This window comes from Sphingobium chlorophenolicum (assembly GCF_000722875.1).
Taxonomy (GTDB): Bacteria; Pseudomonadota; Alphaproteobacteria; order Sphingomonadales; family Sphingomonadaceae; genus Sphingobium; species Sphingobium chlorophenolicum.
Map to the genome: position 1 here is coordinate 41,526 of NZ_JFHR01000011.1, position 26,269 is coordinate 67,794.

The 26,269-nt window shown below is 64.9% G+C and carries 28 protein-coding genes; 21 read left to right on the forward strand and 7 right to left on the reverse strand.

Going from position 1 to position 26,269, the window contains the following annotated elements; genetic code table 11:
- Positions 1-90: 90 nt before the first annotated feature.
- From BV95_RS06720 to flgB, 4 genes are read right to left on the reverse strand one after another with little or no spacing between them, the layout of a single operon-like run.
- Positions 91-933: a flagellar hook-basal body complex protein gene (locus BV95_RS06720; RefSeq protein ID WP_037449096.1), complete on the reverse strand. Its 843-nt coding sequence runs from the start codon at positions 931-933 to the stop codon at positions 91-93.
- Positions 934-963: 30 nt separating this feature from the next.
- Positions 964-1,620, reverse strand: coding sequence for a flagellar hook assembly protein FlgD (locus BV95_RS06725; protein ID WP_037449098.1), 657 nt, complete (start codon positions 1,618-1,620; stop codon positions 964-966).
- A complete protein-coding gene (gene flgC / locus BV95_RS06730) occupies positions 1,617-2,027 on the reverse strand; it encodes a flagellar basal body rod protein FlgC (RefSeq protein ID WP_013848511.1) in 411 nt (136 codons plus the stop codon). The genes BV95_RS06725 and flgC overlap by 4 nt, the downstream gene beginning before the upstream one ends.
- Positions 2,028-2,029: 2 nt before the next feature.
- Positions 2,030-2,398, reverse strand: a complete 369-nt coding sequence (flgB, locus tag BV95_RS06735; RefSeq protein ID WP_037449100.1) for a flagellar basal body rod protein FlgB — start codon at positions 2,396-2,398, stop codon at positions 2,030-2,032.
- A gap of 263 nt (positions 2,399-2,661) precedes the next feature.
- Here flgB and BV95_RS06740 point away from each other — a divergent pair, with 263 nt between their 5' ends.
- The 8 genes from BV95_RS06740 to BV95_RS06775 all read left to right on the forward strand — a co-directional run bounded on the left by BV95_RS06740 (position 2,662) and on the right by BV95_RS06775 (position 9,052).
- Complete coding sequence (locus BV95_RS06740) at positions 2,662-3,330, forward strand: MotA/TolQ/ExbB proton channel family protein (RefSeq protein ID WP_037449102.1); 669 nt, start codon at positions 2,662-2,664, stop codon at positions 3,328-3,330.
- On the forward strand, positions 3,327-3,809 hold the full coding sequence (locus tag BV95_RS06745; RefSeq protein ID WP_037449104.1) for a flagellar motor protein MotB: 483 nt from the start codon (positions 3,327-3,329) through the stop codon (positions 3,807-3,809). Before BV95_RS06740 ends, BV95_RS06745 begins: the two co-directional genes overlap by 4 nt.
- 196 nt (positions 3,810-4,005) lie before the next feature.
- Complete coding sequence (locus BV95_RS06750; protein WP_037449107.1) at positions 4,006-4,554, forward strand: flagella basal body P-ring formation protein FlgA; 549 nt, start codon at positions 4,006-4,008, stop codon at positions 4,552-4,554.
- A 46-nt stretch (positions 4,555-4,600) separates the two neighbouring features.
- Positions 4,601-4,882: a flagellar biosynthesis anti-sigma factor FlgM gene (gene flgM, locus BV95_RS06755; protein ID WP_037449110.1), complete on the forward strand. Its 282-nt coding sequence runs from the start codon at positions 4,601-4,603 to the stop codon at positions 4,880-4,882.
- A gap of 4 nt (positions 4,883-4,886) precedes the next feature.
- A complete protein-coding gene (locus BV95_RS06760) occupies positions 4,887-5,195 on the forward strand; it encodes a hypothetical protein (protein ID WP_037449112.1) in 309 nt (102 codons plus the stop codon).
- Positions 5,196-5,350: 155 nt separating this feature from the next.
- Positions 5,351-6,172 (forward strand): lysozyme family protein, encoded by an 822-nt coding sequence (locus BV95_RS06765; protein ID WP_037449115.1) that lies wholly within the window; start codon positions 5,351-5,353, stop codon positions 6,170-6,172.
- Between the two features lie 9 nt (positions 6,173-6,181).
- A complete protein-coding gene (gene flhA, locus BV95_RS06770; protein ID WP_037449118.1) occupies positions 6,182-8,302 on the forward strand; it encodes a flagellar biosynthesis protein FlhA in 2,121 nt (706 codons plus the stop codon).
- A gap of 12 nt (positions 8,303-8,314) precedes the next feature.
- Positions 8,315-9,052: a FliA/WhiG family RNA polymerase sigma factor gene (locus BV95_RS06775; RefSeq protein WP_037449121.1), complete on the forward strand. Its 738-nt coding sequence runs from the start codon at positions 8,315-8,317 to the stop codon at positions 9,050-9,052.
- Between the two features lie 51 nt (positions 9,053-9,103).
- On the opposite strand, the gene mdoH is transcribed toward BV95_RS06775, so the two are convergent.
- From mdoH to BV95_RS06790, 3 genes are all read right to left on the reverse strand, one after another.
- Positions 9,104-10,996 (reverse strand): glucans biosynthesis glucosyltransferase MdoH, encoded by a 1,893-nt coding sequence (mdoH, locus tag BV95_RS06780; RefSeq protein ID WP_037449124.1) that lies wholly within the window; start codon positions 10,994-10,996, stop codon positions 9,104-9,106.
- 73 nt (positions 10,997-11,069) lie between these two features.
- Positions 11,070-12,554, reverse strand: a complete 1,485-nt coding sequence (locus tag BV95_RS06785) for an OpgD/OpgG family glucan biosynthesis protein (RefSeq protein WP_037449127.1) — start codon at positions 12,552-12,554, stop codon at positions 11,070-11,072.
- 220 nt (positions 12,555-12,774) lie between these two features.
- Positions 12,775-13,608, reverse strand: coding sequence for a flagellin N-terminal helical domain-containing protein (locus BV95_RS06790; RefSeq protein ID WP_013848523.1), 834 nt, complete (start codon positions 13,606-13,608; stop codon positions 12,775-12,777).
- 337 nt (positions 13,609-13,945) lie between these two features.
- On the opposite strand from BV95_RS06790, the gene BV95_RS06795 reads away from it, so the two are divergent.
- From BV95_RS06795 to BV95_RS06855, 13 genes are all read left to right on the forward strand, one after another.
- Entirely contained in the window at positions 13,946-15,214 is a 1,269-nt protein-coding gene (locus BV95_RS06795; protein WP_037449130.1) for a sigma 54-interacting transcriptional regulator, read from the forward strand.
- Positions 15,215-15,229: 15 nt separating this feature from the next.
- Entirely contained in the window at positions 15,230-15,589 is a 360-nt protein-coding gene (fliE, locus tag BV95_RS06800; RefSeq protein WP_037449133.1) for a flagellar hook-basal body complex protein FliE, read from the forward strand.
- 1 nt (position 15,590) lies between these two features.
- On the forward strand, positions 15,591-17,342 hold the full coding sequence (fliF, locus tag BV95_RS06805; RefSeq protein WP_037449136.1) for a flagellar basal-body MS-ring/collar protein FliF: 1,752 nt from the start codon (positions 15,591-15,593) through the stop codon (positions 17,340-17,342).
- Positions 17,335-18,348, forward strand: coding sequence for a flagellar motor switch protein FliG (gene fliG / locus BV95_RS06810; RefSeq protein WP_037449139.1), 1,014 nt, complete (start codon positions 17,335-17,337; stop codon positions 18,346-18,348). The genes fliF and fliG overlap by 8 nt, the downstream gene beginning before the upstream one ends.
- The gene (locus tag BV95_RS06815; protein WP_037449142.1) at positions 18,335-18,967 is read left to right on the forward strand and encodes a FliH/SctL family protein; all 633 of its coding nucleotides are present in this window, start codon (positions 18,335-18,337) and stop codon (positions 18,965-18,967) included. The genes fliG and BV95_RS06815 overlap by 14 nt, the downstream gene beginning before the upstream one ends.
- Positions 18,967-20,295, forward strand: coding sequence for a FliI/YscN family ATPase (locus BV95_RS06820; RefSeq protein WP_037449145.1), 1,329 nt, complete (start codon positions 18,967-18,969; stop codon positions 20,293-20,295). Before BV95_RS06815 ends, BV95_RS06820 begins: the two co-directional genes overlap by 1 nt.
- Positions 20,292-20,717 (forward strand): hypothetical protein, encoded by a 426-nt coding sequence (locus tag BV95_RS06825; RefSeq protein ID WP_037449148.1) that lies wholly within the window; start codon positions 20,292-20,294, stop codon positions 20,715-20,717. The genes BV95_RS06820 and BV95_RS06825 overlap by 4 nt, the downstream gene beginning before the upstream one ends.
- 7 nt (positions 20,718-20,724) lie before the next feature.
- Positions 20,725-22,425, forward strand: a complete 1,701-nt coding sequence (locus tag BV95_RS06830) for a flagellar hook-length control protein FliK (RefSeq protein WP_234703113.1) — start codon at positions 20,725-20,727, stop codon at positions 22,423-22,425.
- A gap of 26 nt (positions 22,426-22,451) precedes the next feature.
- Positions 22,452-23,102 carry a flagellar basal body-associated FliL family protein gene (locus BV95_RS06835; protein ID WP_037449153.1) on the forward strand — a complete coding sequence of 217 codons (651 nt, stop codon included), beginning with the start codon at positions 22,452-22,454 and terminating at the stop codon, positions 23,100-23,102.
- A 172-nt stretch (positions 23,103-23,274) separates the two neighbouring features.
- Positions 23,275-24,165: a DUF3800 domain-containing protein gene (locus tag BV95_RS06840; RefSeq protein WP_037449155.1), complete on the forward strand. Its 891-nt coding sequence runs from the start codon at positions 23,275-23,277 to the stop codon at positions 24,163-24,165.
- Positions 24,166-24,601: 436 nt separating this feature from the next.
- Complete coding sequence (locus BV95_RS06845; protein ID WP_037449157.1) at positions 24,602-25,501, forward strand: flagellar motor switch protein FliM; 900 nt, start codon at positions 24,602-24,604, stop codon at positions 25,499-25,501.
- Complete coding sequence (gene fliN / locus BV95_RS06850) at positions 25,498-25,836, forward strand: flagellar motor switch protein FliN (protein ID WP_037449159.1); 339 nt, start codon at positions 25,498-25,500, stop codon at positions 25,834-25,836. Before BV95_RS06845 ends, fliN begins: the two co-directional genes overlap by 4 nt.
- Before the next feature lie 77 nt (positions 25,837-25,913).
- Positions 25,914-26,180 (forward strand): FliO/MopB family protein, encoded by a 267-nt coding sequence (locus BV95_RS06855; RefSeq protein WP_037449162.1) that lies wholly within the window; start codon positions 25,914-25,916, stop codon positions 26,178-26,180.
- Positions 26,181-26,269 lie beyond the last annotated feature (89 nt).

Here is a 26,269-nt window from a genome sequence, read left to right on the forward strand (position 1 = left end):
GGCGGGGATCCATCTCCTGAACGTTGAGCTTGATGCTATGCAGGGAGATGGGTTCCCGCTTTCGCGGGAATGACGGATTGATCAGTCAGCTTAGGTGCGCATGTTGACGATGGTGGTCGACAGCGTATTCGCCGCTTCGATGGCCTTCGAGTTCGCCTGGAAGTTGCGCTGGGCGGAGATGAGGTTCACCAGTTCTTCGGTGATGTCGACGTTGGAGCGTTCCAGCGCGCCGGAACGGACCGAACCGAACAGGCCGCTATTGCCGGTGCCCAGCATCGGCGCGCCGCTGGCGTTGGTGGCGGTCCAGTGGGCGTCGCCGCTCTGGCGCAGCCCTTCCTGGCTGTTGAAGGCGGCGATGGCGGTCGCGCCCAGATAGACGGTCGATCCATCGGCATAGACGCCGGTGATCTTGCCTTCTTCCGACACGCCGACGCTGGTGAGCTGGTTGCCGGTGCCGCCGTCGGGCCAGTTGGTCGGAATCTTGAGGTCCGTGAGCGAAGCGGGGGTCAGCGTGCCGGTCACCGTGGGCGCGCCGGTGGCCGGATTGAGCGGGATGACCTGAAGCCGGGCGCCGGTGGTGTCGACGACATAGCGGTCCTCCTCCACCGAGAAAGCGCCGTTGCGGGTATAGCCGATCTGGTCGTCCGCGCTGCGCTTCACCGTGAAGAAGCCTTCGCCAGTGATGGCGAGGTCCAGCGTCTTGTCGGTGGTTTCGATGGTGCCCTGCGTGAACTGCTGGCTGATGCCCTGGGTGCGGACGCCCTGGCCCGCGACCTGCGTGGTGGTCTGCATCGGCGCGGCGGCGAAGATGTCGCCGAACACGGCCTTGCTCTTCTTGAAGGCGGTCGAATTGACGTTGGCGACATTGTTCGCCGTGGTCGACAGGTCGGTCTGGGCGGCCTTCAGGCCGGAAAGCGAGATGTAGAAGGACATGGCGTTGCTCCTTGGGTGAAAGGAAAGGGATTAAGCGAGTGAAATGGCGTCGGTGGGCTTGTAGGTGCCGAGCGGGGTGATGAGTTTGGACGAACTGCCGTCGGCGGGTGACTGGACGGCGGCGATGGTGGCCCAGCTTGCCACCCGGCTGGGGTTGGCGCCGTTGACCTTGATCTTCAGCGCGTCGGTGGCGACGGTGTTGCCTGCGTCGTCCTTGCCGTCCCAATAGAAATTGACGTCGCCCTTGGGCTGATCGCCGAGGGCGATCGTCTTGACGACATTGCCGCTGCCGTCGATCAGATCGACGCTGGCGCCGCTGGTCGCGTCGGCGAAGCTGACCTGGCCCATATATTGGCCGGCGGCGTCGGGCGCGGCGATATTGCTCTGCACCAGCATCGACTTGCCGATCCAGCTTGCTGCGTCGCCAAGGCGCGATCCGGTGAGTTGCGACGCCAGATTCTTCAGCGTCTGGTTCATCTCCGCGATGCCGCTGCTGTTGGTGATAGTCGCCATCTGCGCGACCATCTGCGCGTTATCGACGGGTTCGAACGGGTCCTGCGTCTGCATCTGCGCGGTCAGCAGGCGCAGGAAATCCGCCTGACCCATTTCCGACTTGCCCGTGCCGACCTTGGCATTGGGGTTGTAGACGGACAGGCCCGCTTTGTCGGTGGCGGTCGTGGTCGTCATTTGCCGATCCTTATGGTTTCCATCATCAGCGATTTGGCGGTGTTCAGCACCTGCACATTGTTCTGGTACATGCGGGCGGTCTCGATCATGTCGACCAGTTCCGCGCTGCTATCCACGGCGGCTTCCCACACATCGCCATTCTTGTCGGCCAGCGGATGGTTGGGGTCGTGGCGCTTGGTGGGCTGCGCGTTGGTGGTGACGACATTCTGGACCTTGACGGTCGAGACGCCGGGGCTGTCGGTGACCGACTGGAACACCGGCTTGATCGCGCGATAGGCTTCCGCCGCGCTGCCGGTGACGTTTCCGGCATTCGCCATGTTGGAGGCGGTGGCGTTCAGGCGCACGAGCTGCGCGCTCATGGCGCGGCCGGCGATGTCGAAGACGTTCATGGGGCCGGAACCGCTCATGCTCATTCTCCCTTCAGGGCGCGGGTGATGGTGTTGATGCGGCCCTCCAGGAAGGAGAGGGTCGTGCGATATTTGACGGCGTTTTCAGCGAACAAAGTCTGTTCGGTGCTGAGTTCGACGGTGTTGCCGTCCAGGCTCGACTGAAGCGGCACGCGATAGCCCATGGAATCATCGACGGCCTGCGACACGTCGGCGGCGGACTTGCCCTGCCGGGTGGTGGCTTCCTTCAGCGCGGACTCGAAATCGATGTCGCGGGCCTTGTAGCCGGGCGTGGAGGCGTTCGCGATGTTGGACGCGAGCAGGGAAAGGCGCTGCGAGCGAAGCGCCAGCGCCTTTCCGTGTATCCCGAACAATCCGTCTTCCAGCGGCATTTCAAATCTTTCCGTTTTTCGCCCTCAACGGGCCTAAAACTTCCGATCCGCCCGTCGTTCTATTGCCTGATGGCGTGAATTGCGGGTGATCCAGCCTGATATTCGCAAGAGCCGTGCCAATTTGCGTGGGTGACGCATCGGCAGGGCGGAAATGGCGGAAATCCGGGGGATCGCATGAGGGTGGCGGCAAGGGCGGCATAAATTTGCCGGTCGGCGGCAGGGCTTTGCCGCAGGGCCGGACGGGTGATTTTGGGGACGGTGATATGGTCGGAATCTTGGCGCATTTGTTCGATCCCCTGACCCTGCTGGCGATGGTGGCGGGGATCGGGATCGTCGCGCTGTTCCAGAATGGCGGGCGGGCGTTGGGCCGTGCCTTCGCGGCGCTGGCGCCTTTGCTGACCGCCGATCCGGCCAAGGATCGCGACGCGGCGCGGGCGGCGCTGCTCAAGATCGATCAGGTGGCGCAACTGCGCGGGCTGGCCTGCACCGACCGGGTGAAGACCGCCAATCCTTTCTTGACACAGGCGGCGCGCAAGCTCGCCAATTGCGAGAAGACCGATCAGTTCGAACTCTGGGCGGCGCAGTCTTTGGCGGATCGCGCCCAGCGGCATGCGAGCGCGCGCAACGTCTGGCTGTCGATTGCCGATGCAGCGCCCGCGCTGGGCATGGCGGGGACGATCGTCGGGCTGGTCGGCATGTTCGCGGGCATGGACGATCCGGCTACGTTGGGGCCGTCCATGGCGCTGGCGCTGCTCACCACTTTTTATGGCGTCGTGATCGCCAATATTGTGGCCGCTCCCGTCGCTGCGCGATTGGCCGACCTGTCGGAGCGCGAGCTGGCCTGGCAGAAGGAAGTGGCGGACCGCATGGCGGCCATCGCCCGGCGGGAAAATGTGCCGACGCGCCGCGCCTCGATCCGCGAGGTGGCATGAACATCCCGGCATCCTCCGGCGTTCGGCGCAGCCGCTGGGCGCTCAGCTTTGCCGATCTGTTGCTGCTGCTGCTTGGCTTTTTCGTGATGCTCCAGGCCAGCGGGCAACGCCGGGACGCCATGCTGGCGCAGGTGCGGCAGCAGTTCGGCGGGCATGTCCGGCAGGCCATGGAAATCCGTGCTGCGGAACTGTTCTTGCCGGGTGAAGCGCTGTTGACGGGGGAAGGGCGGAAGCGGCTGAAGATCGTGGCGAACCGTTATGCCGGAGGTCGGGAGCGGCTGGAGGTGAGCAGCCGCGGCACGGATGGAGCGCGGCAGCGGTTTGACGGCTGGGACTTGTCGGCGGCGCGCCTGGGCGCGGTGGCGCGGGCGCTGAAGGCGGAGGGGATTGGCGGCGAGCGACTGGTGCTGCGCGGGCTGGACCAATTGGATGGCGATAGCGGCAAGGGACAGGTGATCCTGATCGCGCCGGGGCGTTAGGGCCACAAAGACTCCCACAATTCCCCGTCATGCTGAACTTGTTTCAGCATCCATCGTGCCCCAAGAGCCTCGGCGCGTGGGGAGAAATGGATGCTGAAACAAGTTCAGCATGACGAGATTGCTTGCAGGTGAGCGATCATATGGCACGAATATTGCGTAACTCATGGTTAACCCTGTCCGCTTCCGGAGAGAAACCGTGACGAATTTGCCCAAGATCCTCCTTCTGGCGCTGTCCATTTCGGCGTCCGATCCTGCGCTGGCGCAGCAGAAGTTCGAGAATCTGGACCGTATCGACAGTCTGGTCGCGATGACCGTCGGCGCCAATATGGGCGAGCCGGGCGGCCCCATCGCGCCGGTGGATCGGCGGTTGCGGCTGGCCGCATGCCCCACGACGCCCAGCGTCGACGGGCCGGTCTTCGGCGCGGCCATCGTCAAATGCGACGCCCTGGGCTGGCGGATCCGCGTGCCTTTGGCAGCGGGCGGCGCGGCTGCGGCTTCCGGGCCGGTCGCCCGCTATGCGCCCGCCGCGCGTCCTGTAGCCAGGGAGGCCGTCGTGAAGAGGGGCGATCCCGTCCAACTGATGGCGGGCAATGAGAATTTCAGCGTTTCGCGAATGATGGTCGCGGACGAAGACGGCGCCGTGGGCCAGACGATCCGCGTGCGCGAAGACAAGAAAGGCGCGCCGATATTGGCGCAGGTCGTGGAAATGGGAATTGTTCGCGTTCCGGGATTTAATAATTTTTGAACCCGTCCGTATATAGGCTGTGCGGGACGAGTGAAGGAATGGAATCATGATTAAGTCTGTCGGCCAGAATATCAGCGCCGCCATAGAGGCGAGCCGCCTGAAGGAAGGCGGCAAGACCGTGCGCGCTTCGTCGACCGGCTCGGTCGGCGGCACGTCTTCGTCGGCTCGCTCGGCCAGCCCCGCCGCCCGCATGGCGGCGGAAGGTGCGCCGGTCGACATGGATCGGGTCGCCGCCATCAAGGCCGCGATCGCGTCGGGCAATTATCCGGTCGATCCGGCGGCGATTGCCGACCGCATGATCGCGCTCGACCTGCCGGGCGCTGATTGAACCCATGCCGCTCGGCCTTGCAGCGCTGGATGAACTGAACGCGGCGTTCGAAGCGCTGCGGTCGGTGCTGGACGGCACGGACGTGGCGGCGATAGAAGCCGCGACCCACAGGATCGCCGCAGCCGCCTCCGCCGTTCGCGCCATCGGCGTGTGGCGTTCCGATCCGGCGGTGCGGGATCGGCTGACGGCTTTGCAGCCGCTGATCGAATCGGCGCGGATTCGTACGAACCTGCTGGCCGATCATATGAATCAGCGGCTCGCCATTCTGGCTGAGCGGGGCGCGGAAAATGCGCCGCTGGTCTACGGTCGCTGAAAAACTCCCATTTCCTCATGTTTCCGGAAGGCGCCCATGGGCGCCTTTTTGCTTTGAGCCGAATGCGAAAAAGCGAATTATGAGCGCGCGTTAACCAAATCTTGGCACGTCACTTGCTCTAATGACCCCCGGTACCAACGGGGATTGTGTAATCAGTGTCGGCATTCGCAGACATCACAGCAACAGGCGCTTCGACGGGCAACCGCGTGACCAACGCGATTGCCATGGCCAGCCGCAGGACGGGCGTAGACTTCGCCTATCTGCTGGGCCAGGCCAAGATCGAGAGCAGCCTCAATCCCACGGCCCGCGCCACCACTTCCTCCGCGACCGGCCTGTACCAGTTCGTCGACCAGAGCTGGCTGGCGGTCATTGACCAGCATGGCAGCGAATATGGCTTGGGCTGGGCCGCCGACGCGATCAGCCGGGGCAGCAACGGCCGTTATTATGTGTCCGACCCCGAACTTCGCCAGCAGATATTGGACCTGCGCAAGCATCCTGAAACCGCCTCTGTCATGGCGGCCGAACATGCGGCGGACAACAAGGCGACCCTGGAACAGCGGCTGGGCCGGGAGGCGGAGCCGGTCGACCTGTATATGGCGCATTTCCTGGGCGTCGGGGGGGCCAGCAAATTCCTGTCGATGAACGACCGAGCGCCGGATGCGTCCGCCGCATCGATGTTCCCGGCGGCGGCCCGCGCCAACCGCGCGATCTTCTACGACAGGCAGGGCAACGCCCGCAGCTTCGCCGAAATCCGCGACCGCTTCGCCGCGAAGCTCCAGAAGGGCTTCGATTCGGTCGGCGGCGGCGACATTCAATATGCCGACGCGTCCTTGCCCTCCGGCGCGAAGACCGTGCAGCCCGCCGACTATGTGCGGATCGAAACCCAGCGCCTTGCGACCGCCGCCGACGTCACCGTCCGGCCGGAACCGCAGACGGCGCGCCTCGCCTATCTCATGCTCGCCACCCTCGGAAGGTAACGGCCCGATATGACTCCCGCCCAAGTCAAAGCGAAGATCTGGATGAGCGCCGCCAAGGGGGCGGTGCTGCCCATCGCGACGCTGATGGTCGTGCTGTTCATGATGGTGCCGGTCCCGGCGATCATGCTGGACATCGGGTTCATCACCAACATCATGATCTCGCTGGCCGTGCTGATGGTGGCGCTGAACGCGGCCAAGCCGCTCGATTTCTCCAGCTTCCCGACGGTGCTGCTGTTCGCAACCCTGCTGCGGCTGGCGCTGAACGTCGCATCGACCCGCGTCGTGCTGGTGAACGGGCATGAGGGCACCGATTCGGCGGGCCACGTCATCGAGGCCTTCGGTCACTTCCTGATCGGCGGCGACTATGTCGTCGGCATCTTCGTCTTCGCGATCCTGATGATCATCAATCTGGTGGTCATCACCAAGGGCGCGGGCCGCGTGTCGGAAGTGTCGGCGCGCTTCACCCTGGACGCCTTGCCCGGCAAGCAGATGGCCATCGACGCCGACCTGAACGCAGGCCTGCTGACCCCCGAAGAGGCCAAGGTCCGCCGCCGCGAAGTCGCGACCGAAGCCGATTTCTACGGCTCCATGGACGGCGCGTCCAAATTCGTGAAGGGCGATGCGGTCGCGGGCATATTGATCCTGGCGATCAACATCGTCGGCGGCATCATATTGGGCGTGGTCAGCCATAAGCTGAGCATCGGCGAGGCCGCGCAGACCTATATCATCCTGGCCATCGGCGATGCGCTGGTGGCGCAGATTCCTGCGCTTTTGCTCTCCATCGCCGCCGCCGCCATCGTGACGCGGGTCGGCAGCGAGGACGATCTGTCCAACCAGATCACCAGCCAGTTCGGTTCGGGCAAGGCATGGATGCCGGTCGCGGCGATCCTGACCTTTCTCGGCATCCTGCCGGGCATGCCGCACATGATCATCCTGCCCGCCGCTGCGGTGGCTGGCGGCATCGCATGGCACCTCCGCAAATCGAGCCAGCGCAAGGCCGCCGAACCCGAACCCGCCGCTCCGCCGCCCAATCCGGCGCTGATCGAATGGAACGACGTGTCGGACGGCGCGGTGCTGGGGCTGGAGATCGGCTATGGGTTGATCGCCCTGGTGGACGAGCGCAAGGGCGCGCCGCTGATGGCCCGGATCACCGGCATCCGTCGGCAGCTTTCCAAGGAACTGGGTTTCGTCGTGCCGATGGTCCGCGTAAAGGACAATCTGGCGCTGGAGCCGAACCAATATCGCATCACCATCGCCGGCGTCGTCGTGGGCGAGGACGAGATTTTCCCTGACGATCTGCTGGCGCTCGACAGCGGCGCGCTGGAGGGCACGGTGTCCGGCCGCGAGGCGAAAGACCCGACCTTCGGTCTGGAAGCCGTGTGGATTTCGCCCGCCAAGCGCAGCGAGGCCGTGGTCGCGGGCTATACCGTGGTCGATCCGCCGACGGTGGTCGCCACCCATCTCAACCAGCTCATCGCGATGAACGCCAGCGAGATGTTCGGCCTGGATGAAGCGCGCAAGCTGCTCGACAATCTGAAGGACGTCGCGCCGCAACTGGTCGACGGGCTGACGCCGGGCCTGCTGAACCTTACGCAGATCAGCGCGCTGTGCCGTGCGCTGCTGGCCGAGGGCATTCCGCTCAAGGACTTCCGCCGCATTTGCGAGGCTATGGTCGATGCTGCTCGGCCCGACATGAACCTGGACCAACTGGTGGAAGCGGTGCGGCAGCGCATCGGATCGCTCATCATCCAGGGCCTTGTCCCGGTGAAGATGCCGTTGCCGGTGATCACGCTGGACGGCGATCTGGAAGCGCTGCTGGCGCAGGCGATGCGCGTGGCGGGCGATGCCCGGCACCCGATCGAGCCCGCGCTCGCCAACCGCATCATAGAGGCGGTGGTGACGGCTGCCCGGCCGCTGCTGGGGCAGGCGCGCAACTTCGCCATCGTCACATCGCCGGTCGCGCGCCGCGCGCTGGCCCGCCTGTTCAAACCGCATCTGCCGGAGACGCCCGTGTTGTCCTTCCTGGAAATTCCCGACGGCAAGGGCGTGGAAGTCGTCGCCGTGGTCGGCGGCGAACAGCGGCCCGCGCCGCGCCATGACCCCCTGCCAGCCCGCGAACGCGTCGCTTAAGGAGCCAGCCTGATGTTCATGAACAGGGTCGTCGCCGGTTCCGATGCCAACACCTATGGCCGGTCCGCCCACGCCAATTCGCCGGAAAGGCTGGCGCGCCAATATATGCCGCTGGTGCGCAAGACCGCCTGGCATGTCCATGGCCGCGTATCGAGCGCCATAGAGATAGAAGATCTGCTTCAGATCGGCATGGTCGCGCTGGTGGAGGCAGCCAACGGCTTCGAGGATCGCGGCCTGGGCTTCGCCTCCTACGCGCAGATGCGCGTGCGCGGGGCGATGATCGACCATCTGCGCCGCCACGCGACCATGACGCGATCCGCCATGGCCCAGCGCAAGCAGTTGGCGGGCATCCGCAACCGGCTGGAACAGAAATTGGGCCGCATTCCGCTGGAATCGGAAATGTCTGCGGAGATGGGGCTGGACCCCGCCGCCTATCGCGAAGTGGCCGACGGTTGCGAGATGGTGCAGCACACCAGCATGGACGAGGTCTATTCCGACCAGTCCATGTGGTTCGCCGATGTCGAGGACCGCGCCGACGATGTGATGGAGCGGGAGTCGCTGAAGGCGGCGCTCGCAAAATATATTGGCGAATTGCCGCAGCGCGAGGCGCTGGTGCTTCAGCTTTATTTCGTCGAGGAACTCAATCTGGAGGAAATCGGCGCGACGCTGGACATCGGCGCGGCGCGGGTCTGCCAGATCAAGAAGGCGGCGCTCGACAAGCTGCGCGAGAAATTGCGGGATTGGGACTGAATTTACATAGCGCGACGTGTTCCTGCCTTCGCAGGAACACACTGTTCTGCTTCAGCTATCGTTCGCGGCGTTGGAAAAGCCCTTGATCGGCGCGTTGTCCAACTGCAACTGGCGATAGCGCGTCTTCTGGTAGTTTTGCGTCCGCCACCACGGCTCCGCCACCTGGAACAGCCCGCTCTTCGCGACCTGCGCCCCTAAATCCTTGCGCGCCGTGAAGGCCGCGAAGAAGGGCGCCAGCACCAGTCCCGCCGCCACCGGCGCGATCCAGCCCAGCGAAGTGCCGGACCTGACCGCCAGCAGGGTCAGCCCCGCGCCCAGCAATATATGCCATTTGAACAGCCAGACCGCGGGCAGTATCGCCATGCCGTCGCGGTCGCGGGTCTGGCCGTTCCAACTGCTCTTGCGGCCCATCAATATGCCGAACAGGTTGATGGTCTGGGTCAGCATGCTGATGGGGGCCATCAGGATCGACAACGCGATGTCCGCGATCACCCCGCGCATCATCCTGACGCCGCCGCCAAAGCCGATGCGCCGCGCCGGATCGGCCAGCGCCCAGAGCAGCGCCAGCAGTTTCGGCCCGAACAGCAGCACGGCGGTCAGCGCCAGCAGGCTGCCTGCGGGCAGGATCGCGCTGGGCGGCCAGACGCCCGCCGCCGCGCCGCCCAGCACCACCAGCATCAACGCCAGCCATAGCGGCGAGGTGCAATAGGCGGACGCTCCGACGAAGAGCTGGAACTTGCTGACCGGATGCATCCCCTTGATCTTGGAGAGCAGCGGGACATGCTGGATATTGCCCTGGCACCAGCGCCGGTCGCGAGTGGCGAGGTCGGGCAGGGAAGGGGGAAATTCCTCGAAACTGTTGTCGGCCATGACGATATGCACGTCCCAGCCGCGACGGCGCAGCAGGGCGGCCTCTACCATGTCATGGCTCATGATATGGCCGCCGAAGGGCGCTCGCCCCGGCAGTTCGGGCAGGCCGCAGCTTTGCGCGAAGGCGCGGGTGCGCAGGATGGCGTTATGGCCCCAGAACATGCCCTCCGACCCCGCCCACCAGATCATACCGGCGGCGGAGATCGGCCCGAACAGGCGGCTGGCGAACTGCTGCCAGCGGGCGAATAGGGTGGAGGCGCCAACGATGGACGGCACCGTCTGGATCAGTCCGACATGGGGATGCCGCTCCATATCCGACGCCAGCCGCGCCATGGTCTGGCCGCTCATCACGCTGTCGGCGTCGAGCACGATCATATAATCATAGGCGCCGCCGAAGCGTTCGACCCATTCGGCGATATTGCCGGGTTTGCGGCCGACATTCAGGGCGCGGCGGCGATAATGGACGGGCCGGGAGAAGCCTCTGCGCATATTCAGATAGGCGGCGCGTTCGATCTCGCCATTTTCGGCGTTCGAATCGCTCAGGATGAAGAATTCGAAGCGTTCGCCGCCCATCACCTGCGCCAGCGATCGCTCCATGATCGACAGGCGGCCCAGCACGCCCTGAAAATCCTCATTGCAGACCGGCAGCAGCACGGCGGTGCGCCCGCGCAGCGGCGTCGTGGAGCGGGCGCGATAGGGGCGCACGCTTTGCCCCTTGCCCATGGTCAACAGCAGAAAGCCGATCAGGCTGGTCGCGAAGCCGAAGGCGATCCAGGCGAAGAGCGGGATGAACAGGGCCAGATAAACCCCCTCCCACGCCGAAATGCCGTCCAGTCCGATGGAGCGCCGCATCTCATGCGCCGCCATGGAGGCGGGCAGCAGCGCCAGCAGCACGACCAGCGTCCGCCGTGCCCAAAGGTCGATGTTGAACGGGCGGTGGGGCAGGTCGCGGGGCGTCGCGGCGAAATCCTGCGCGGGCATGGCCAGCGGCCTTTCCGGCGGCAGATGTTCGAACGCCCGGACTGGGGCCGATTCGCTCGCCTTGTCGCTATGCACGCCGCCCGTCGCTTTCATGCCTGACCCGTTTTATCTTGGAACCCGTCACCAGAACCCGCCTTATAGCCGGCTGGTTCCGTTCCGCCTGTCCTCAGGCGCCCAGCGGGTAATGCACATATTCGCTGAACGGCCGATTGCCAGCGCGAAGTTGGGCGCGGATATCGGTCGGCCTGCCCCCGTCCCGACGGATATCCAGGACCATGCGGAACATGTCCTTCTGGTGCAGCACAGGATAACCCGCTTTCTTGACCAGCGTTCCGCCCGCCAAGTCGACCCATATGTCGGGCTTTGCGCCCGCCGGGACCCCTACGAAATCGACCAGGAACCGGTCCACCCCGGCCTCGCCCGATTGCCCGGTCCAGATATTCTCGACCGTGGCGATGCCGGTGGAGGCGGGGGTCCGCGCCGCCGACCAGTCCAGCCGGTAGCTCGCCTCGATCCGGCTGCCTGCGCGGACGGGCGCGGCGGGCGTCCAATAGGCGGCGACATTGTCGGTATATTCGCTGTCGGTCGGGAAGGCGTAGAGCCTGACCTGCCCCGCACCCATCGGCCTGCGGCTGGTCGCCCACAAGGATGGCCGCCGTTCGTAGAAGACGCCGTCGTCCTGATAATGATCGAAATTCCGGTCGCGCTGGAGCAGGCCGAACCCCTTGGGATTGCGCTCGGCAAAGACGTCGACACGGGGCGCTGAAGGGTTCACCAGCGGGCGGCAATGGGCGGTGCCGTCGGCGCTGGCGATGGACAGCATGTCGCTGTCATGGATTTCCGGCCGCCAGTCGGTGCGGGTGCGCCGGTCGGCCTGATCGTACCAGAACATGCTGGTCATCGGCATCAGCCCCAGTTCGTTGATCGCCTTGCGCGCGAACAGCACCGCGTCGACATCCTGCCGCACGCCCCGCGGTGTCAGCGTATTGGCGAAGCGGAACGCGCCGGTCAGCGACGCGCTGTCCATCAATGCATAGACGGTGACGCTGCTGCGCCCGGTGCGCTCCAGCCAGAAATGGGTGAAGCGGGGAAATTCCTCCTTCCCCGCGATGCTGGTGTTGATCGCGACGGCGCGGGCGGAGAGGCCGAACTGCTTTTCGGCGGGGGCGCGGAAATAAGTCGCGCCCAGGAAGGACAGCCAATCGCCGTCCCGCGCCGCATTCATGATGCGGAACCCGGCAAAGCCAGCGCCGGGGCCAAGGTTGCGCACCGCATTGCCCGGCGGCGCGTCGAACATGTCGGGATCGTAGCGCAGCGGCGCGGCGCGGCCGTTTTCGACCAGCGCGATCTCGACCGGCTGCTGCACCGTGCCGCTCAGCGGGAACAGGCGGATGCCGGTGTCGTCCCCCTTGTCGTTCCAGATCGTCCGATCGTCCCGGAAGCGCGCCTGATTGAAGGCGTCATAGCCGATCTTGTCCGCGCCGGGGAAAAAGGGCGTCACGGCAAAGGGCGCGCGGGTCAGCCGCTGCGCCCGGCCGATCACCATGTTCCAGGAGAAAGTTTCGCCCCTTCCCTGAGCCAGTGCCGAATGGGGAAGCAGCAGGGCCGCGCCGGAGGCGGCGATCATGGCGCGGCGATCTATCTTGGTCATGGCGCTTATCATGGGTGCGACAACCGCCGATGCAAGTGTTTCGATCCCGCATCGATCCGTAAATGCGATGAAGCCTCCGCCCGGGGGGACGGAGGCTTCGTTAAGCTGGTCGTTTCATCGAAGTTTTTACCCCCGGCACGGTGGGGACTGTAAATGCGCCGGGGGCGACATGACCGGCTGAGGTGACCAAGACCCCAGCCGGTCAATCCGGTGTCAGGTCTTAGCTGATCAGCTTCAGCACGCCCTGCTGGCTCTGGTTGGCCTGCGCCAGCATCGCGGTCGAAGCCTGGCTCAGGATCTGCTGCTTGGCGAGCGCGGTCGTTTCGGCCGAGAAGTCGGCGTCCTCGATGCGGCTGCGGGCGTCGGTCAGGTTGGTGACGTTGGCCGTCAGGTTGTTGACCGTCGATTCCAGGCGGTTCTGCGCCGCGCCGAGGTCGGCGCGCTTCGTCGCAACCGTTTCCAGCGCCGTGTCATAGACCGCGAGGTCGGCAGCCACGAAAGCAGGGGCCGCCACGGTGCCGCTCAGCGCGCCGCCGGTGGCGGTGGCGACGGTGGACAGGTCGAGCTGACCCAGGGTGATGGCGACGGTGTCGGTGCCGCCGGCGCCTGCCTGGACGCTGATGGTTGCCGGGGCGGTCGCGGAGAAGAGGCTCTTGCCGTTGAACTGGGTCTTGCTCAGGACCGAGTCGATCTGCTTGGCGAGCTGGTCGATTTCGTTCTTGATGTTGCCCTGCGACTTCGTGTCGTTGGTGCCGTTCAGGCCCTGGACCGTCAGTTCACGCATGCGCTGCAGCATGTTGCTGACTTCGCCGAGCGCGCCTTCCGCCGTCTGGGCGAGCGAGATGCCGTCATTGGCGTTGCGGATGCCCTGGGTCATGCCGCGAATCTGCGAGGTCATGGTGGAGGCGATGGCGAGGCCGGCGGCGTCGTCCTTCGCGCTGTTGATGCGCTTGCCGGTCGACAGGCGTTCCATCGCGGTGCCCAGAGCCTTGTTGGCCATGGCCGAAGCGTTCTGAGCGCGCAGCGCCGAGGAGTTGGTTCCGATAACAGTCATGATAATCCCTTTCCGTTCACTATCAGGTCGCTGCCATCAGGCTGCTTGCGGCCTCGAAAGGGGATAACGGCGGGACGAAAAAAGCTTTTAGGGCGGGCGCGATTTTTTTCGGATTTTTTCGAAAAGCCCCGGAAAACGGGGCTTCGATCCGCCCCCCAGGACGCATCTATATGCGGCAGGCCCAAAAAGGTTCCGGCAGGGCGGAAAAAAATTGCCGTTATGCGGCAAGGACTTTGCCGCATTAACCATATGATAACCACATTGGGGCAGTTGTTAACCATCGAAGAGGTTCGGGGCGTGCGGGGGCACAAGCCAGCCAAAACATGGGGACAAGTTCATGTCATCTCTGGACGTGAGCCGAGGAGTCTGCGCGCTCGTTCCGGGCCTGCAGCACTGGCTGGAAAATGCGTTCTATTCGGTGCGCATCGTGGATGCGCAAAGCCCGCGGGAGCGGGATGACCGCCGGATCTTGCTGGCGACCGAGATCGGCCACGCCACCCATCGCGATATCCTGATCAACATGGTCGACGGGAAGCCTTCGCTGGTGCCCGCCGCCAACGGCCTGCCCGCCCGCGTGGCGTTCGGGCTGGAGGATATGGGCTTCGCCTTCGCGCTGATCGCGGAACTGGCCCGCCCGGCCGCCGTCCCGGCGGTGGGCGATAATGCCAGCACCCGTCTGATGACGCTGGCCGGTCGCGTCGCCCGCAGCGACGCCACCGTGCTGATCCAGGGCGACACCGGCACTGGCAAGGAAGGCATGGCCCGTTTCCTTCACGCCCAGTCGGGCCGCGTGACCCGCGACTTCATCGCTGTCAACTGCGCGGCGCTGCCCGAAACCATGATGGAAGCCATGCTCTTCGGGCATAAGAAGGGGAGCTTCACCGGCGCGGCCAATGCGTCGGAAGGGCTGTTCCTGGCGGCGGACGGCGGCACTTTGTTCCTGGACGAGATCGCGGAACTGCCGCTGGCGCTCCAGGCGAAGCTGCTGCGTGCGTTGCAGGAGGGCGAAGTGTTGCCAGTGGGCGCGACTCACCCCGTGCCCGTCAATGTCCGCATCGTCGCGGCCTGCAACCGCAACCTTGCCGCCGAAGTCGCCGCCGGGCGCTTCCGCGAAGATCTTTACTGGCGGCTCAACGTCATGCCGCTGGAGCTGCGCCCGCTGGCCGAGCGTCCGGGCGACGTGACCGCCATCGCCGCCGCCATGCTGCTGCGCATGTCGGATGTGGCGAAGGACGCCTTCGTCTGGCCGACCGCCGCCGCGCTGGAAAAGCTGACCGCCCATGTCTGGCCCGGCAATGCCCGCGAACTGGGCAATGTGCTGCAACGCGCTGTCGTCCTGCGCGACGGCGACCGGATCGAGCCTGCCGACCTGCACATCACCGGCGCGCCGCAGCTTCGCATCGTGGAGCAGGTGCTGGCGCCCGCCGATCCGATCCGCCTGAGCCCGACCAGCTTGCGCGACGTGGCCCATCATTCGAAGCTGGAGGCTGTCCGCGCCGCGCTGCGCGAGACGGACGGCCACCGCGCCGCCGCCGCCGCCAAGCTGGGCATTTCCGAACGCACGCTGCGCTATCGGCTCGCCGAAATGCGCGAACTCGCGGCTTAAGGGGGGTAGGGCGCAATGACCGGAATTTCTCCGACAGACAGCGTGATGGCGATCCGCAACGCCATCCTCCAGAAGAACGCCGCGCTGCGCGATGTCGCCCAGACCGGCAACGCCAGTGGTCCCGCGGCGGTTGGCACCAACGGCGCGACCGCGCCGGGCGGGTTCACCGACGCGCTGAAATCGGCGCTGGAGCAGGTGAACGGCCTGCAAAATCAGGCGGGTGAAGCAGCCGCCTCGTTCGAACGGGGGGAAACGACGGATATCGCCGGGGTCATGCTGGCCAAGCAGCAGGCGTCGGTGAGTTTCGAAGCCACCCTTCAGGTCCGCAACAAATTGCTGTCCGCCTACAAGGACATCATGAGCATGCCGGTGTAATATGAGCGAGAACGCACTCACCCCCTCCGTCGGCGGCGCCGCCGCTCTCCCCGCCACCAGCCCCGCCGCTTTTGGTGGCGCGAAGGGCGTCGATGCGCTGAAGGCGCGCTTCACCGGCTTCATGAAGCAACCGGCCGTGGCGAAGAGCCTGCCGCTGCTGGGCCTGCTGGGCGTCGTCGCCACGGCGGGCGCGGCCTGGCTCGCCCTGCGCGAACCGCCGCAGCGCGACCTGTTCCGCGCCCTGCCCGATGCCGACAAGTCCGCGGTGGCGCAGGTGCTGGACCAGAGCGGCATACGCTACGACTTCGACAATAGCGGCGGCATGACCGTCGGCGAGGACGATTATTTCAAGGCGAAGATGATGCTCGCCGCGCAGGGCCTGCCCAAGAGCGCACCCGACGGCAACAGCATGATCGACAGCCTGCCGATGGGTGCTTCACGCGCCGTTGAAGGCGAAAAGCTGCGTTCCGCCCGCGAAATGGATTTGGCCCGCACCATAGAGGCGATCGACAGCGTGGAAAGCGCCAAGGTTCACCTCGCCGTCGAGCCGCCCAGCGTCTTCCTGCGCGAACGGTCGAAGCCTTCCGCTTCGGTGATGCTGCGCCTCGCCTCCGGCCGGTCGCTGACCGACCAGCAGGTCAGCGCCATCGTGCATCTGGTCGCCTCCTCCATCCCGGAACTCAATCCGGAGGATATTTCGGTCGTCGACCAGAATGGCCGCCTGCTCAGCAACAATGACAGCAATGCCGCCGATGACCGTCAGTTGGCCGTGCAGACCAGGATGGAGGATCGTTATCGCCAGTCGGTGATCGCCCTGCTGACGCCGATCCTGGGCGCGGGCAAATTTTCGACCGAGGTGCATGCCGAACTGAACTTTGCCGAGCGTCAGGCGACCCGCGAAACCTATCCGCAGGATGAGGCGCGCCTGCGCACCGAAACCGGAAGCTGGCAGTCCGACCCGCGCGGTCAGGGCGCTGGCGGCGAGGCCAGCGGCATTCCCGGCGCGCTCAGCAATCAGGCGCCGGTCAACCCGACCGTCACCCAGACCAATCCCAACGGCCAGGCCGTCGCCCAGGGCACTCAGAGCGCGCAGACCGCCGCCCAGCCCGGCACGCCGGGCAATCCGCTGATGAAGACCGAAGAGACGTTCAACCGCAGCTTTGAACTGGGCCGCGAGGTTTCCGTTACCAAGGACGCCATCGGCACGGTGAAACGCCTGTCGGTCGCCGTCGCTCTCGACAATGGCGCGGACGGCAAGCCGCGCACCGCGCAGGAAATCGCCGCCTTGGAGGCTCTGGTGAAGGGCGCGGTCGGTTTCGACCAGGCGCGGGGCGACGTGGTGGCTCTGTCCTCGCGCAGCTTCGCCAAGGAGGAGGTGGTCGAGGCGCCCTGGTATGAGGCCACATGGGTGTCGCCGCTGGTGCGCAACGTTTCGGCCCTGCTGGTCGCCCTGCTGCTGATCTTCGGTATCGGTCGCCCGCTGCTCAAGCGCCGCGCCGCCGCCCAGGCCGCCGCCGCCGAACAGACCGCCGTCGTCGGCCAGAAGATCGGCCGCGAAATCTCGACGGAGATCACCCGTCAGGCGACCGTCAACCCCGACGGGTCGACGCCGATCACGCTCGACATGATCTCCTCCACCTATGACTATGCCCAGCGCGCCGACCTGATCCGCAATTTCGTGAAGCAGGACCCCGACCGCGCCGCCCTGGTCGTCCGCGACCTTCTGAAGGAAGGGAAGAAGGAAAATGCCTGAAGCCGCCGCCATTCCGGCGCTGAAAGGCAGCGCCGCCGCCGCCGTCCTGCTGATGCTGTTCGATGAGGATGAAGCCGCGCAGATACTTTCCCGCCTGGAACCCGACGAAGTTCGCCAGCTTGGCTATGCCATGTACGACGTGGCCGACGTGCAGGTGGAGGAAGTCAACGAGGCGCTCGACCATTTCGTCACCAAGGCGAAGAAGCGCACCACCATCGGCTATGGCGCGACCCGCCATATTCGCGGCGCGATGACCAAGGCGCTGGGCGAGGAGCGGGCGGAGAATATGCTGGCCCGCATCACCCCGCCGACCCGCTCCACCCAGCTTGAGATGCTGAAATGGATGGACGCCAAGGAAATCGCGGCCCTGATCGAGGCGGAGCATCCGCAGATCATGGCCATCGTGCTGGCCCATCTGGAGGCGCCCATCGCCGCTGACGTGCTGCAATTGCTGCCGGTCGAATATCAGGAGGAGATCGTTTACCGCATCGCCACGCTCGGCCCCGTGTCGAACGAGGCGCTGGACGATCTGGAGCAGCTCCTGCTGCGCGGCAACATGTCGAAGAAGCAGGGCGGCGCTTCCCAGCGCGGCGGCACCATAGAGGCGGCCGCGATCATGAACAATGTCCGCAAGGAAAATGAGCAGCGCATCATCAAGGCGCTGGCCAAGCGGGACAAGATGGTCGCCCAGACCATCGAGGAAGAGATGTTCGTCTTCGACAATCTGATCGACATGGACGACAAGAATATGGGCACGCTGATGCGCACCGTCGACAGTTCGATCCTGGTGGTCGCGCTGAAGGGCGCGAACGACATGCTGAAGGCGAAGATCTTCGGTTCCATGTCGGCCCGCGCCGCGCAGGCCATCGCCGACGAGATCGAGGAACGTGGCCCGATCCGCCTGGCCGAAGTCATCGACGCGCAGAAGCTGATCATCGGCACCGCCCGCCGCATGGCCGATGCTGGCACCATCATGCTGGGCGGCAAGGGGAATGATTTTGTCTAAGCTCTGGGCCAATGCGGACGTCGCCAGCGTGCCCCTGGGCGGCATGGGACAAGTGACCAGCGGCGGTTTCCGCAGCCGGTTCACGCCGATGCATGCTCCGTCCGGGCAGGCGATGCACGACAGCATGCCGGAAACCGAGGAAGACCTGCTGGAACAGGCCCGGATGGAAGCCTTCGCCATGGGCTTCGATGAAGGCAGCCGCGTGACGGCGGAGGCCAATGCGACCGACGCCGAAGCGCGCCGCCGCCTGGCCGAGGCGCTGGAACTGCTGGCCCCCGCGCCCAGCGGCATGCTCTCCACCATGCTCTCCGCCACGGTGGTGCGGCTGGTCGAACAGATCGTGGGCGAGGTGGAGATCGACATCGAACGGCTGCTCCAGCGCTGCGACAGCGTCGCCGCCTTTATCGAGGAAAATGACGGGAAGGGCGCGCTGCACCTGCATCCCGACGACATCGAATTGCTGGAGGGCGAAACCATCGGCGTGAAGCTGGTCGCGGACAAGGGGATGCAGCGCGGCTGCGTGCGCCTGGAAACCGCCGACGGCTGGGTGGAGGACGGCCCGGACGTGCGCCTGTCCCGCCTGCGCTCCCTGCTCGACGATATGGAGGGCAAGGCATAATGATCCGCGCCGCGCTGGCCCAGGCGGAGACGCTGTTCGATCATATGCAGGTGCAGAACCGCTCCCCCCGCCATGTCGGCCGTCTGGTCAGCCATGATGCGGGGATGCTGGAAGTCACCGGCTTTCGCCGCCCCATCGGCGCGGGAGCGCGGCTGATCGCGTCGGACGGCACCATCTGCCGTGCCGAAGTGGTGGGCTTTCGCGGCGACAGGACGCTGCTGGTGCCGCTGGATGCCGACGCGCCGCTGGAAAATGGGGCTCGGGTGGAACCGGATTCCCAGGCAACCATGGTGCAGGTCGGGGACGGCCTGATCGGCCGGGTTATCGACGCCATGGGCCAGCCACTGGACCGCAAGGGGCCGATCATCGCGGGGGGTAGCTGGCCGCTGAACGGCGTGAAGGGCAATGTGCTCGACCGGGGCCGCGTGACTGAGCCTTTCGATCTGGGCGTTCGCGCCGTCAACGCGCTGCTGACCGCCGGGCGCGGCCAGCGCATTGCCATCATCGCCGGTTCGGGCGTGGGCAAATCGGTCCTCATGGGCCAGATGATACAGGGCGCCGAAGCCGACATCGTCGTCGCGGGCCTGATCGGGGAACGCGGCCGGGAGGTCAGCGACTTTCTGGAAACCAAGCTGAAAGGCGCGATGCACAAGAGCATCGTCGTCGCCGTGCCCGCCGACCATCCGCCGGTGCTGCGCCTGCGCGCCGCCGCCCGCGCTACCGCCATCGCCGAATATTTCCGGGCGCGGGGCAAGAAGGTGCTGCTGCTGATCGACAGCCTGACCCGCTGCGCCCATGCCCAGCGGGAAATCGGCCTCGCTTTGGGCGAGCCGCCAGCGATGAAGGGCTATCCGCCCTCCGCCCTGGCGCTGATCCCGCGTCTCGTCGAGCGCGCCGGGGTCGATACGCGCAGCGGCGGATCGATCACCGCCCTCTATACCGTGCTGGCCGACGGCGACGACACGGACGATCCCATCGTGGACGCCGCCCGCGCCATCGTGGACGGCCATTTCGTCCTGTCGCGCCATTTGTCGGAACAGGCGATCTTCCCCGCCATCGACGTCGGCAAGTCGCTGTCCCGCGTCATGGCCGACGTGGTGCCGGACGAGCATCGCCTGGCCGCCGCCGCCTATCGCCGCCTCTGGGCCGCCTATGAGGAAAATCGCGACCTGATCCTGATGGGCGCTTATCGCCCCGGCAACGATCCGGTGATCGACGAGGCCGTGCAGCGCCGTCAGGAAATACTCGACTTCATCCGGCAGGATCAGAAAAGCTTCATCGACCTCGACACCAGCGCCAACGCCCTGATCGCCGAGTTCGGCGCGTGAAGGGAGAGGTCGCCCGCCGCCAGCGCGTGCTGCGCGTCCGCCATGTCCAGCATGCCATGGCCATGGCCGAAACCGCCCGCGCCCGCGATGAGGCGGACGGCATCGCCCGCAACGCCCAAAGGCTGCGCAACGTGCGCGACGATCTTTTTACCGGACAGGGCGTCGCAACTGGCGCGAATTTTGCAGCGATGCAGGAACTGGCGGGCCGTCTGGAACAGGCGGGGCGTCAGTTGGATGGTGCGCTCTACGATGCGCGCCGCAAGGTGGAGGTCAAGGAAGGCCTCTCCCTCGCGGCCAATCGGGATCGCGAAATCGCCGTGAAGCTCAAGGATCGCGCCTGCGCGGACCTGGAGGAATGGCGGGAGAACAAGTTGGCGGCCCTGCCGCGCTATCGCCGGATGCAGAGGACAGGAGATGTCTGACGTGAACATGTTGACCAGCCTCAAGGCGCTGCTCTTTTCGTCGGTGTCGGCGCAGATTCCGGCCGATGGGGCGGCTGCGCCCGTCGAAGGGGCGACGGATTTCGCCAAGCTGCTGAACGGCACGATGGAAGCCGCGCCGGAGGAACAGGAAGGCGGCGCGACGCCGGGCCTGCCGCTGGCGGTCGTCCCGACGGACGCGGCCGAAGCCGAGAGCATGGAGATCGCGCCCGCCGCGACCAGCGGGGAAGCCGAGATTCCCGCGCCCTTGCCCTTCGGCCTGGCGAACGCGCTGAAGGCCGTGCAGAGTCATCGCAAGGATTCGCTTCCGCTTCCGCCCGGCCTTGCCAGGAAAATCGAGGCGGTTGCCGAGCCTGCCGAAGAGATTATGACGGAAACGCCCGCGCCGGTAGCCGCTGAGGAGAGCGGAGCCGACGCGCCGGAACTGCCGGTCGCGAAGCCGGATGCGCAGCCCAAGGCTGCTCGCCCCGTCAAGGCGAAGCTGGAACATGCCGAGATTTTGGCCGAAGCGCCCGCTAAGGAACAGCCCGACGAACCGGTGAAAGCCGCGCAGGAGGACAAGGACAAGCCCAAGGAGCAGGCCGACGCCGAGCCGCTCCCGCCAACCATCATGGCTGCGCAGACGCCGCAACCGCTGCCCACCGCCGCCTCCGCGCCGCAGCGGGAAGCGGCGCCGATCAGGCTGGATACCGGCAAAAAGCTGCCGCCAGAGGGGCAGCTTTTGCCGCAAGCCGCCGAACAGTCCCACGCAGTGGAAGGCGATGCCCAACCCGCCATTCCCACCACCGCAGCGTCGGGGCCGACCGATCGCCCGAAAAGCGCGCTTGCCGCCGCGACACCCGACAGCATCCCGGTGGCGGCCGATTTGCCCCCGCCAGCCGAGAAACATGCGGTGAAGTCGGAGGCTCTCGCCTTGCTTCAACTGGTCCGCGATCAGGTCGCCACCCGCCAGCCCGACATGCCGGTGCGCGCCGGGGAACCGCTCGCGACCCGCGTCAAAACCGGCCGCGCCGCGCCAATCGAGGGCGCCCCGATCAATATTTCCCAGCCCATGCCCACGGACGCCGTCCCTCAGGCGCCGCTCGCCCAGCCTGCCGCCGCTCCCTCGGTCCAGCCGATCGTTGCGGCGCCACCGGTGGCCGATCTGTCCGCCAGCCTTGGCGCGCAGGTCGTCGACATGGGCGTATCCGGCCAGTGGATCGACGGCCTCGCCCGCGATATCGCCGGGCTTTCCGCCAATGGCGCGCAGGGCCGTTTCCAGATCAATGCCGACCGGCTTGGGGCCGTGCAGGTCGACATCCGCCAGGGCAGCGACGGCGCTGCGGTCAGCCTGACCGTCGCCAGCGAAGCCGCCGAAATGGCGCTGCGCCAGGACAGCGACCGGCTGCGCCTGGACGCGGGCCTCTCCGCCGTGCGCATAGCCGAGGTGAAGATCGAGCGCGCGCCTCCCGTCGCCGAAGCGGCGCGGGCGGACAGCGCCAACCAGCAAAATTCCCAGCAGCAGCCTTCGGGTTGGGCGAATAACGGCCAGAACATGGCCCAGTCTCAAGGTCAGGCCCAAAGCCAGGGCCGCTGGCGCCCGCAGGAAAATAACGCATTCGCCCCTAAAAATCCGTCCGATCCCGCCGTTCTTAACCATGACGAGACGCGCCGGGCGGGCCATGACGCCGTTCGCGCGCGCTATGCTTGAGATGCGGGATTTACGGGGGACTTTCCATGAGTGACGACGCCAAGCCGAAGAAGAAAAAGGGCGGGGGCATGAAGATGATCCTGCTCATCGTCATCGCGATGGTCGTGGGCGGTGCGGGCGCGGCGGGCGGCCTTTATGCCGCCGGTTTCTTCAGTCCCAAGGAAGAAGGGCCGAAGGAAGACCCGAACAAGCCCGTGCTCGTCCTGGCGGGTGAAAGCGCGGAGGATGTCGCCAAGGCCCATGGCTATGCCGGCGGAGGCGAAGGCGGCGGCCATGAGGGCGGCGGCGCTCATCCTGCGGGCGGCGGCCATGCCCCGGCCAAGGGCATCGACCTGCCGGTCCCGGCCAATCCGGCGGCCTATCAGGCGACCTATTTCCAGCTTCAGACCCCCTTCACCTCGAACATGTCCGATACGGACGCGTTCGCGCAGATCTCTATCGCCATTTCGACCTATTACGACATCCGCGTGGTGGAGGCGATCAAGACTCATGAGATGGCGATTCGCAGCCAGGTGTTGATGATGCTGGCCGAACAGCCGGTGGAGTCGCTCTCCACGCCGCAGGGCAAAAGGGCGCTCCAGGGCAGGATCAAGACCATCATTAACGACATTTTGAAGCAAAAGACGGGCTATGGCGGCGTCGATAACGTTTATTTTACAAATTTTGTGATCCAATAGCCTGAAAATACGAGGTTTTCTGCGGCTTTCTCCCGTCGCGTCATGCGACAAAACGTCGCATGAAAAATTAACATACAAAGCCGCCAAAAAGGTCGTCCTCCACTCGTTGGCGGACGGCCTTTTTTCCTGTTGGAGTTGACACCCTTCGAGATCTTGTGCTGGCTTGGTCGTTATGACTTCGGAACAACCTGATTATCACTACGTGGCGTATATCGATGAGGCCGGTGATGATGGCCTCAAGGCGGTTAAGCCCCTCAGTGCCCCAGGATCGAGTGAATGGCTGATCCTATCCGCTGTAGTTATCAAAGCGGAAAATCAGAGCAGGGTTTCGGAGTGGACTGAATCGATCAAATCTGAATTTCGGAATCATCAGAAGCCCGACATTCATTTTACAGGATTGAACCCCGCCAAAAAGCGTCGTGCATGCGAGATTATGGCAACGTTGGATGCTCGATATTTCGTCGTCGCATCCAACAAGAAAAACATGGAAGGTTATTCGAACCCATTTGCTGGGAAAATTCCGTCTTCCAATTGGTTCTATTGCTGGATGACTAGGCTACTTCTGGAGCGTGTCACAAAGTTCGTCCATGACACGTCGCTTCGACAGTATGGCGAGCCCAAAAAATTGCGCATTGAGTATAGTGCGCGAGGGGGGCTTCGATACTCGCAGATGTCGGCATATTACGAGTGGATGAAGCTAAAAAAGCACAATCCTTTCCTCCCTTGGGGAAAAATCTACTGGGAGGTGATGCACTCGGATTTGCTCAAGGTTTACCCACATCTTGAGCGTGAAGGTTTGCAGCTGGCTGATGTGGTTGCGAGCGCGTTTTTCAAGGCTTGTGACAAGCACGATACAGGTGCCTGCGATCCCACCTTTGCGAAGCTCCTCAAACCAAGGATGGGAAGGGAGCCCGACAAGACCAGAGGTGGGCAATTTTCGGGTTTTGGGGTGAAGCTCATGCCGAGCTTGCGCAAGGCTAAGCTGGACAGCGACCAAGCCGAAATCTTCAAATTTTATGGATACCCCAATCAGTGGTGGTGCCCGGAAGCGTTCAACGACTGACCATTTAGCCCGACTATCGTCGTACCGAGCGTGTCAGCGATCGCCACTGGACTGGACCAGCAACCCACTTTCCGGCGCACCATGGCAAGAATCGCACAAGGTTGGGGCAGTTTCAACATATATCCCGTTGATTATGCTGGATTATGCGTAAGCCTCTGGAATGGATTCACTTTTTGTTCAATTTGACGCGACGTACGCGCTTTTGACGCTCTCCCGGTCAAACAATTTGCACCCTGAGAGGGGCGTTCTTTGACTGCCCTGACCAAAGAGATCATGCGACAAAACAGTGGCTTAGCGTCAATGTCGCATGAGTTTGAAGGCCTAAGTGATTGTTATACAAGGAATTGGATTTAACGTTTATTTTACCAATTTCGTTATTCAATAGGACTGCCTGAACGCGCGGGAAGTCCCCCGCCTGGGACGGCTGGGGACTGAAATGACCGACGTTCAAGCCTACGCCTTCGGGCGCGGGGAATCTCAGGCGCCGTTGATGCTGTCAGGGCTGGACCGGCTGGGCGAAAAGCTCGGCCGGCGTTTGCGCGCCCTGATAGAGCCGATCGCCGGGGTCCGTCCCCATGTGGCCGCGCAGGACGCGCGCGCCCTGGAATTCGGCGCATGGAACGCCGAAGTGCCCGATTCCTCCAGCATCGGCGTCTATCGCCTGGCGCCGCTCAAGGGGCAGGTGCTGCTGCGACTGGACGCGGCGATGATCTCGACCCTGGTCGACTGTTTCTATGGCGGCATCGGCAACCGCGCCCTGCCGCCGCGGGGCGAATTCACGCCGACCGAAGACCGGCTGATCGCCCGCATCTCCGACGCCTTCATGGCGCGGCTGGTGGAATGCTGGAGCGACATGCTGACGCTGGACGCGGGGCTGATCGTCCGGGAGACCGGCGTCGGTTTCGCCGCTGCCGCGCAGCCGGGCGAACAGATGGTGCTGCAACGCTTCATGCTCAGCATCAGCCGCGACGCCGAATGGCCTATCGACCTGCTCTTCCCGCTTTCCGCGCTGCGCAACGTAGAGGCGCTGATGGGCGCCAGAATCCCGATCGACGACGAACGCGCCGACCCGATCTGGCAAGCGCGCATCGCCGCCCGCATGCGCGACATCCGCCTGCCCGCCCGCACGGTGCTGGCGCGGCCCGACCTGTCGCTGGCGGAACTGATGCAGTTGAAGGCCGGGGACGTCATTCCCGTCACTATCAACCGCAGCCTGCCGCTGATCGTGGGCGACCGCATCGTCGCGCATGGCACGATCGGCGAACAGGACGGCCGCGCCGCATTCCAGATCGAAAAAATTTCCGGCAATCAACCTTCCTGGGGGACTGAAGAATGAGCGACATGAGCGAAGCCCCGCGCCTGGACGGCGTGGGCGAAGACAGCATCAGCCGCATGGTGAACAACCGCCAGTTCCGCCTGCTGGCGGACATCCCCGTCCGCATGTCGGTGGAGGTCGGATCGACATCCCTGCGTCTGGCGGAGGTCATGGACCTGGCGGAAGGCAGCGTCGTTGAACTGGACCGTCAGGCCGACGACCTGCTGGACATCATGGTCAACGGCGCGCTGATCGCCAAGGGCGAGGTGGTGACGGTGAATGGCCGCTACGGCATCCGCATCGTGGAGATCGCGGCCGCCGAAAGCCGTCTGGCAGGGGTCGAGCGGCGCGGCTGACGCGAATTACCGCTTGCCTTGCGCGCCATTATCGGCAGACCGCTTGACGGATTAACCATAGTCGCGAAAGCCCGTCCATGATCTGGTACTTCGTCAAGCTGCTGATATTGTTGCCGCTGGTGGGCGGCATGGCCTTCGGCGCGCTGTGGCTGTGGCGCAAATATCAGCCCGGCATGATGGTCGGGCAGAATGACCGGTCGCTGAAATTGCTGGAGGCGCTGCCGCTGGGGACTTTCGGCAAGCTCGCCGTGGTGGAATTTGAGGGGAAGAAGATCCTGCTCTCCGTGACCCGGGGCCGCATCGAGAAGATCGCGGAAGGCGATAGCTATCGTGCCGGGCGCTGACATTTTTACTACCGTCATTCCCGCGAAGGCGGGAACCCATCTCCCAACGGCAGCGCCCGGACGCAAGGCCGGGAGATGGATCCCCGCCT

Excerpts from the sequence above, each read along its gene's own strand:
- mdoH (WP_037449124.1), bottom strand. The coding sequence starts at position 10,996 with ATGAAAGCGACGGGCGGCGTGCATAGCGACAAGGCGAGCGAATCGGCC.
- flhA (WP_037449118.1), top strand. The coding sequence starts at position 6,182 with ATGACTCCCGCCCAAGTCAAAGCGAAGATCTGGATGAGCGCCGCCAAG.
- fliN (WP_037449159.1), top strand. The coding sequence starts at position 25,498 with ATGAGCGACATGAGCGAAGCCCCGCGCCTGGACGGCGTGGGCGAAGAC.
- BV95_RS06820 (WP_037449145.1), top strand. The coding sequence starts at position 18,967 with ATGATCCGCGCCGCGCTGGCCCAGGCGGAGACGCTGTTCGATCATATG.
- BV95_RS06760 (WP_037449112.1), top strand. The coding sequence starts at position 4,887 with ATGCCGCTCGGCCTTGCAGCGCTGGATGAACTGAACGCGGCGTTCGAA.
- BV95_RS06795 (WP_037449130.1), top strand. The coding sequence starts at position 13,946 with ATGTCATCTCTGGACGTGAGCCGAGGAGTCTGCGCGCTCGTTCCGGGC.
- BV95_RS06720 (WP_037449096.1), bottom strand. The coding sequence starts at position 933 with ATGTCCTTCTACATCTCGCTTTCCGGCCTGAAGGCCGCCCAGACCGAC.
- BV95_RS06855 (WP_037449162.1), top strand. The coding sequence starts at position 25,914 with ATGATCTGGTACTTCGTCAAGCTGCTGATATTGTTGCCGCTGGTGGGC.
- BV95_RS06740 (WP_037449102.1), top strand. The coding sequence starts at position 2,662 with ATGGTCGGAATCTTGGCGCATTTGTTCGATCCCCTGACCCTGCTGGCG.
- fliG (WP_037449139.1), top strand. The coding sequence starts at position 17,335 with ATGCCTGAAGCCGCCGCCATTCCGGCGCTGAAAGGCAGCGCCGCCGCC.
- flgC (WP_013848511.1), bottom strand. The coding sequence starts at position 2,027 with ATGAGCGGTTCCGGCCCCATGAACGTCTTCGACATCGCCGGCCGCGCC.
- flgB (WP_037449100.1), bottom strand. The coding sequence starts at position 2,398 with ATGCCGCTGGAAGACGGATTGTTCGGGATACACGGAAAGGCGCTGGCG.
- BV95_RS06785 (WP_037449127.1), bottom strand. The coding sequence starts at position 12,554 with ATGACCAAGATAGATCGCCGCGCCATGATCGCCGCCTCCGGCGCGGCC.
- fliE (WP_037449133.1), top strand. The coding sequence starts at position 15,230 with ATGACCGGAATTTCTCCGACAGACAGCGTGATGGCGATCCGCAACGCC.
- fliF (WP_037449136.1), top strand. The coding sequence starts at position 15,591 with ATGAGCGAGAACGCACTCACCCCCTCCGTCGGCGGCGCCGCCGCTCTC.
- BV95_RS06790 (WP_013848523.1), bottom strand. The coding sequence starts at position 13,608 with ATGACTGTTATCGGAACCAACTCCTCGGCGCTGCGCGCTCAGAACGCT.
- BV95_RS06725 (WP_037449098.1), bottom strand. The coding sequence starts at position 1,620 with ATGACGACCACGACCGCCACCGACAAAGCGGGCCTGTCCGTCTACAAC.
- BV95_RS06845 (WP_037449157.1), top strand. The coding sequence starts at position 24,602 with ATGACCGACGTTCAAGCCTACGCCTTCGGGCGCGGGGAATCTCAGGCG.
- BV95_RS06840 (WP_037449155.1), top strand. The coding sequence starts at position 23,275 with ATGACTTCGGAACAACCTGATTATCACTACGTGGCGTATATCGATGAG.
- flgM (WP_037449110.1), top strand. The coding sequence starts at position 4,601 with ATGATTAAGTCTGTCGGCCAGAATATCAGCGCCGCCATAGAGGCGAGC.
- BV95_RS06745 (WP_037449104.1), top strand. The coding sequence starts at position 3,327 with ATGAACATCCCGGCATCCTCCGGCGTTCGGCGCAGCCGCTGGGCGCTC.
- BV95_RS06835 (WP_037449153.1), top strand. The coding sequence starts at position 22,452 with ATGAGTGACGACGCCAAGCCGAAGAAGAAAAAGGGCGGGGGCATGAAG.
- BV95_RS06815 (WP_037449142.1), top strand. The coding sequence starts at position 18,335 with ATGATTTTGTCTAAGCTCTGGGCCAATGCGGACGTCGCCAGCGTGCCC.
- BV95_RS06830 (WP_234703113.1), top strand. The coding sequence starts at position 20,725 with ATGTTGACCAGCCTCAAGGCGCTGCTCTTTTCGTCGGTGTCGGCGCAG.
- BV95_RS06775 (WP_037449121.1), top strand. The coding sequence starts at position 8,315 with ATGTTCATGAACAGGGTCGTCGCCGGTTCCGATGCCAACACCTATGGC.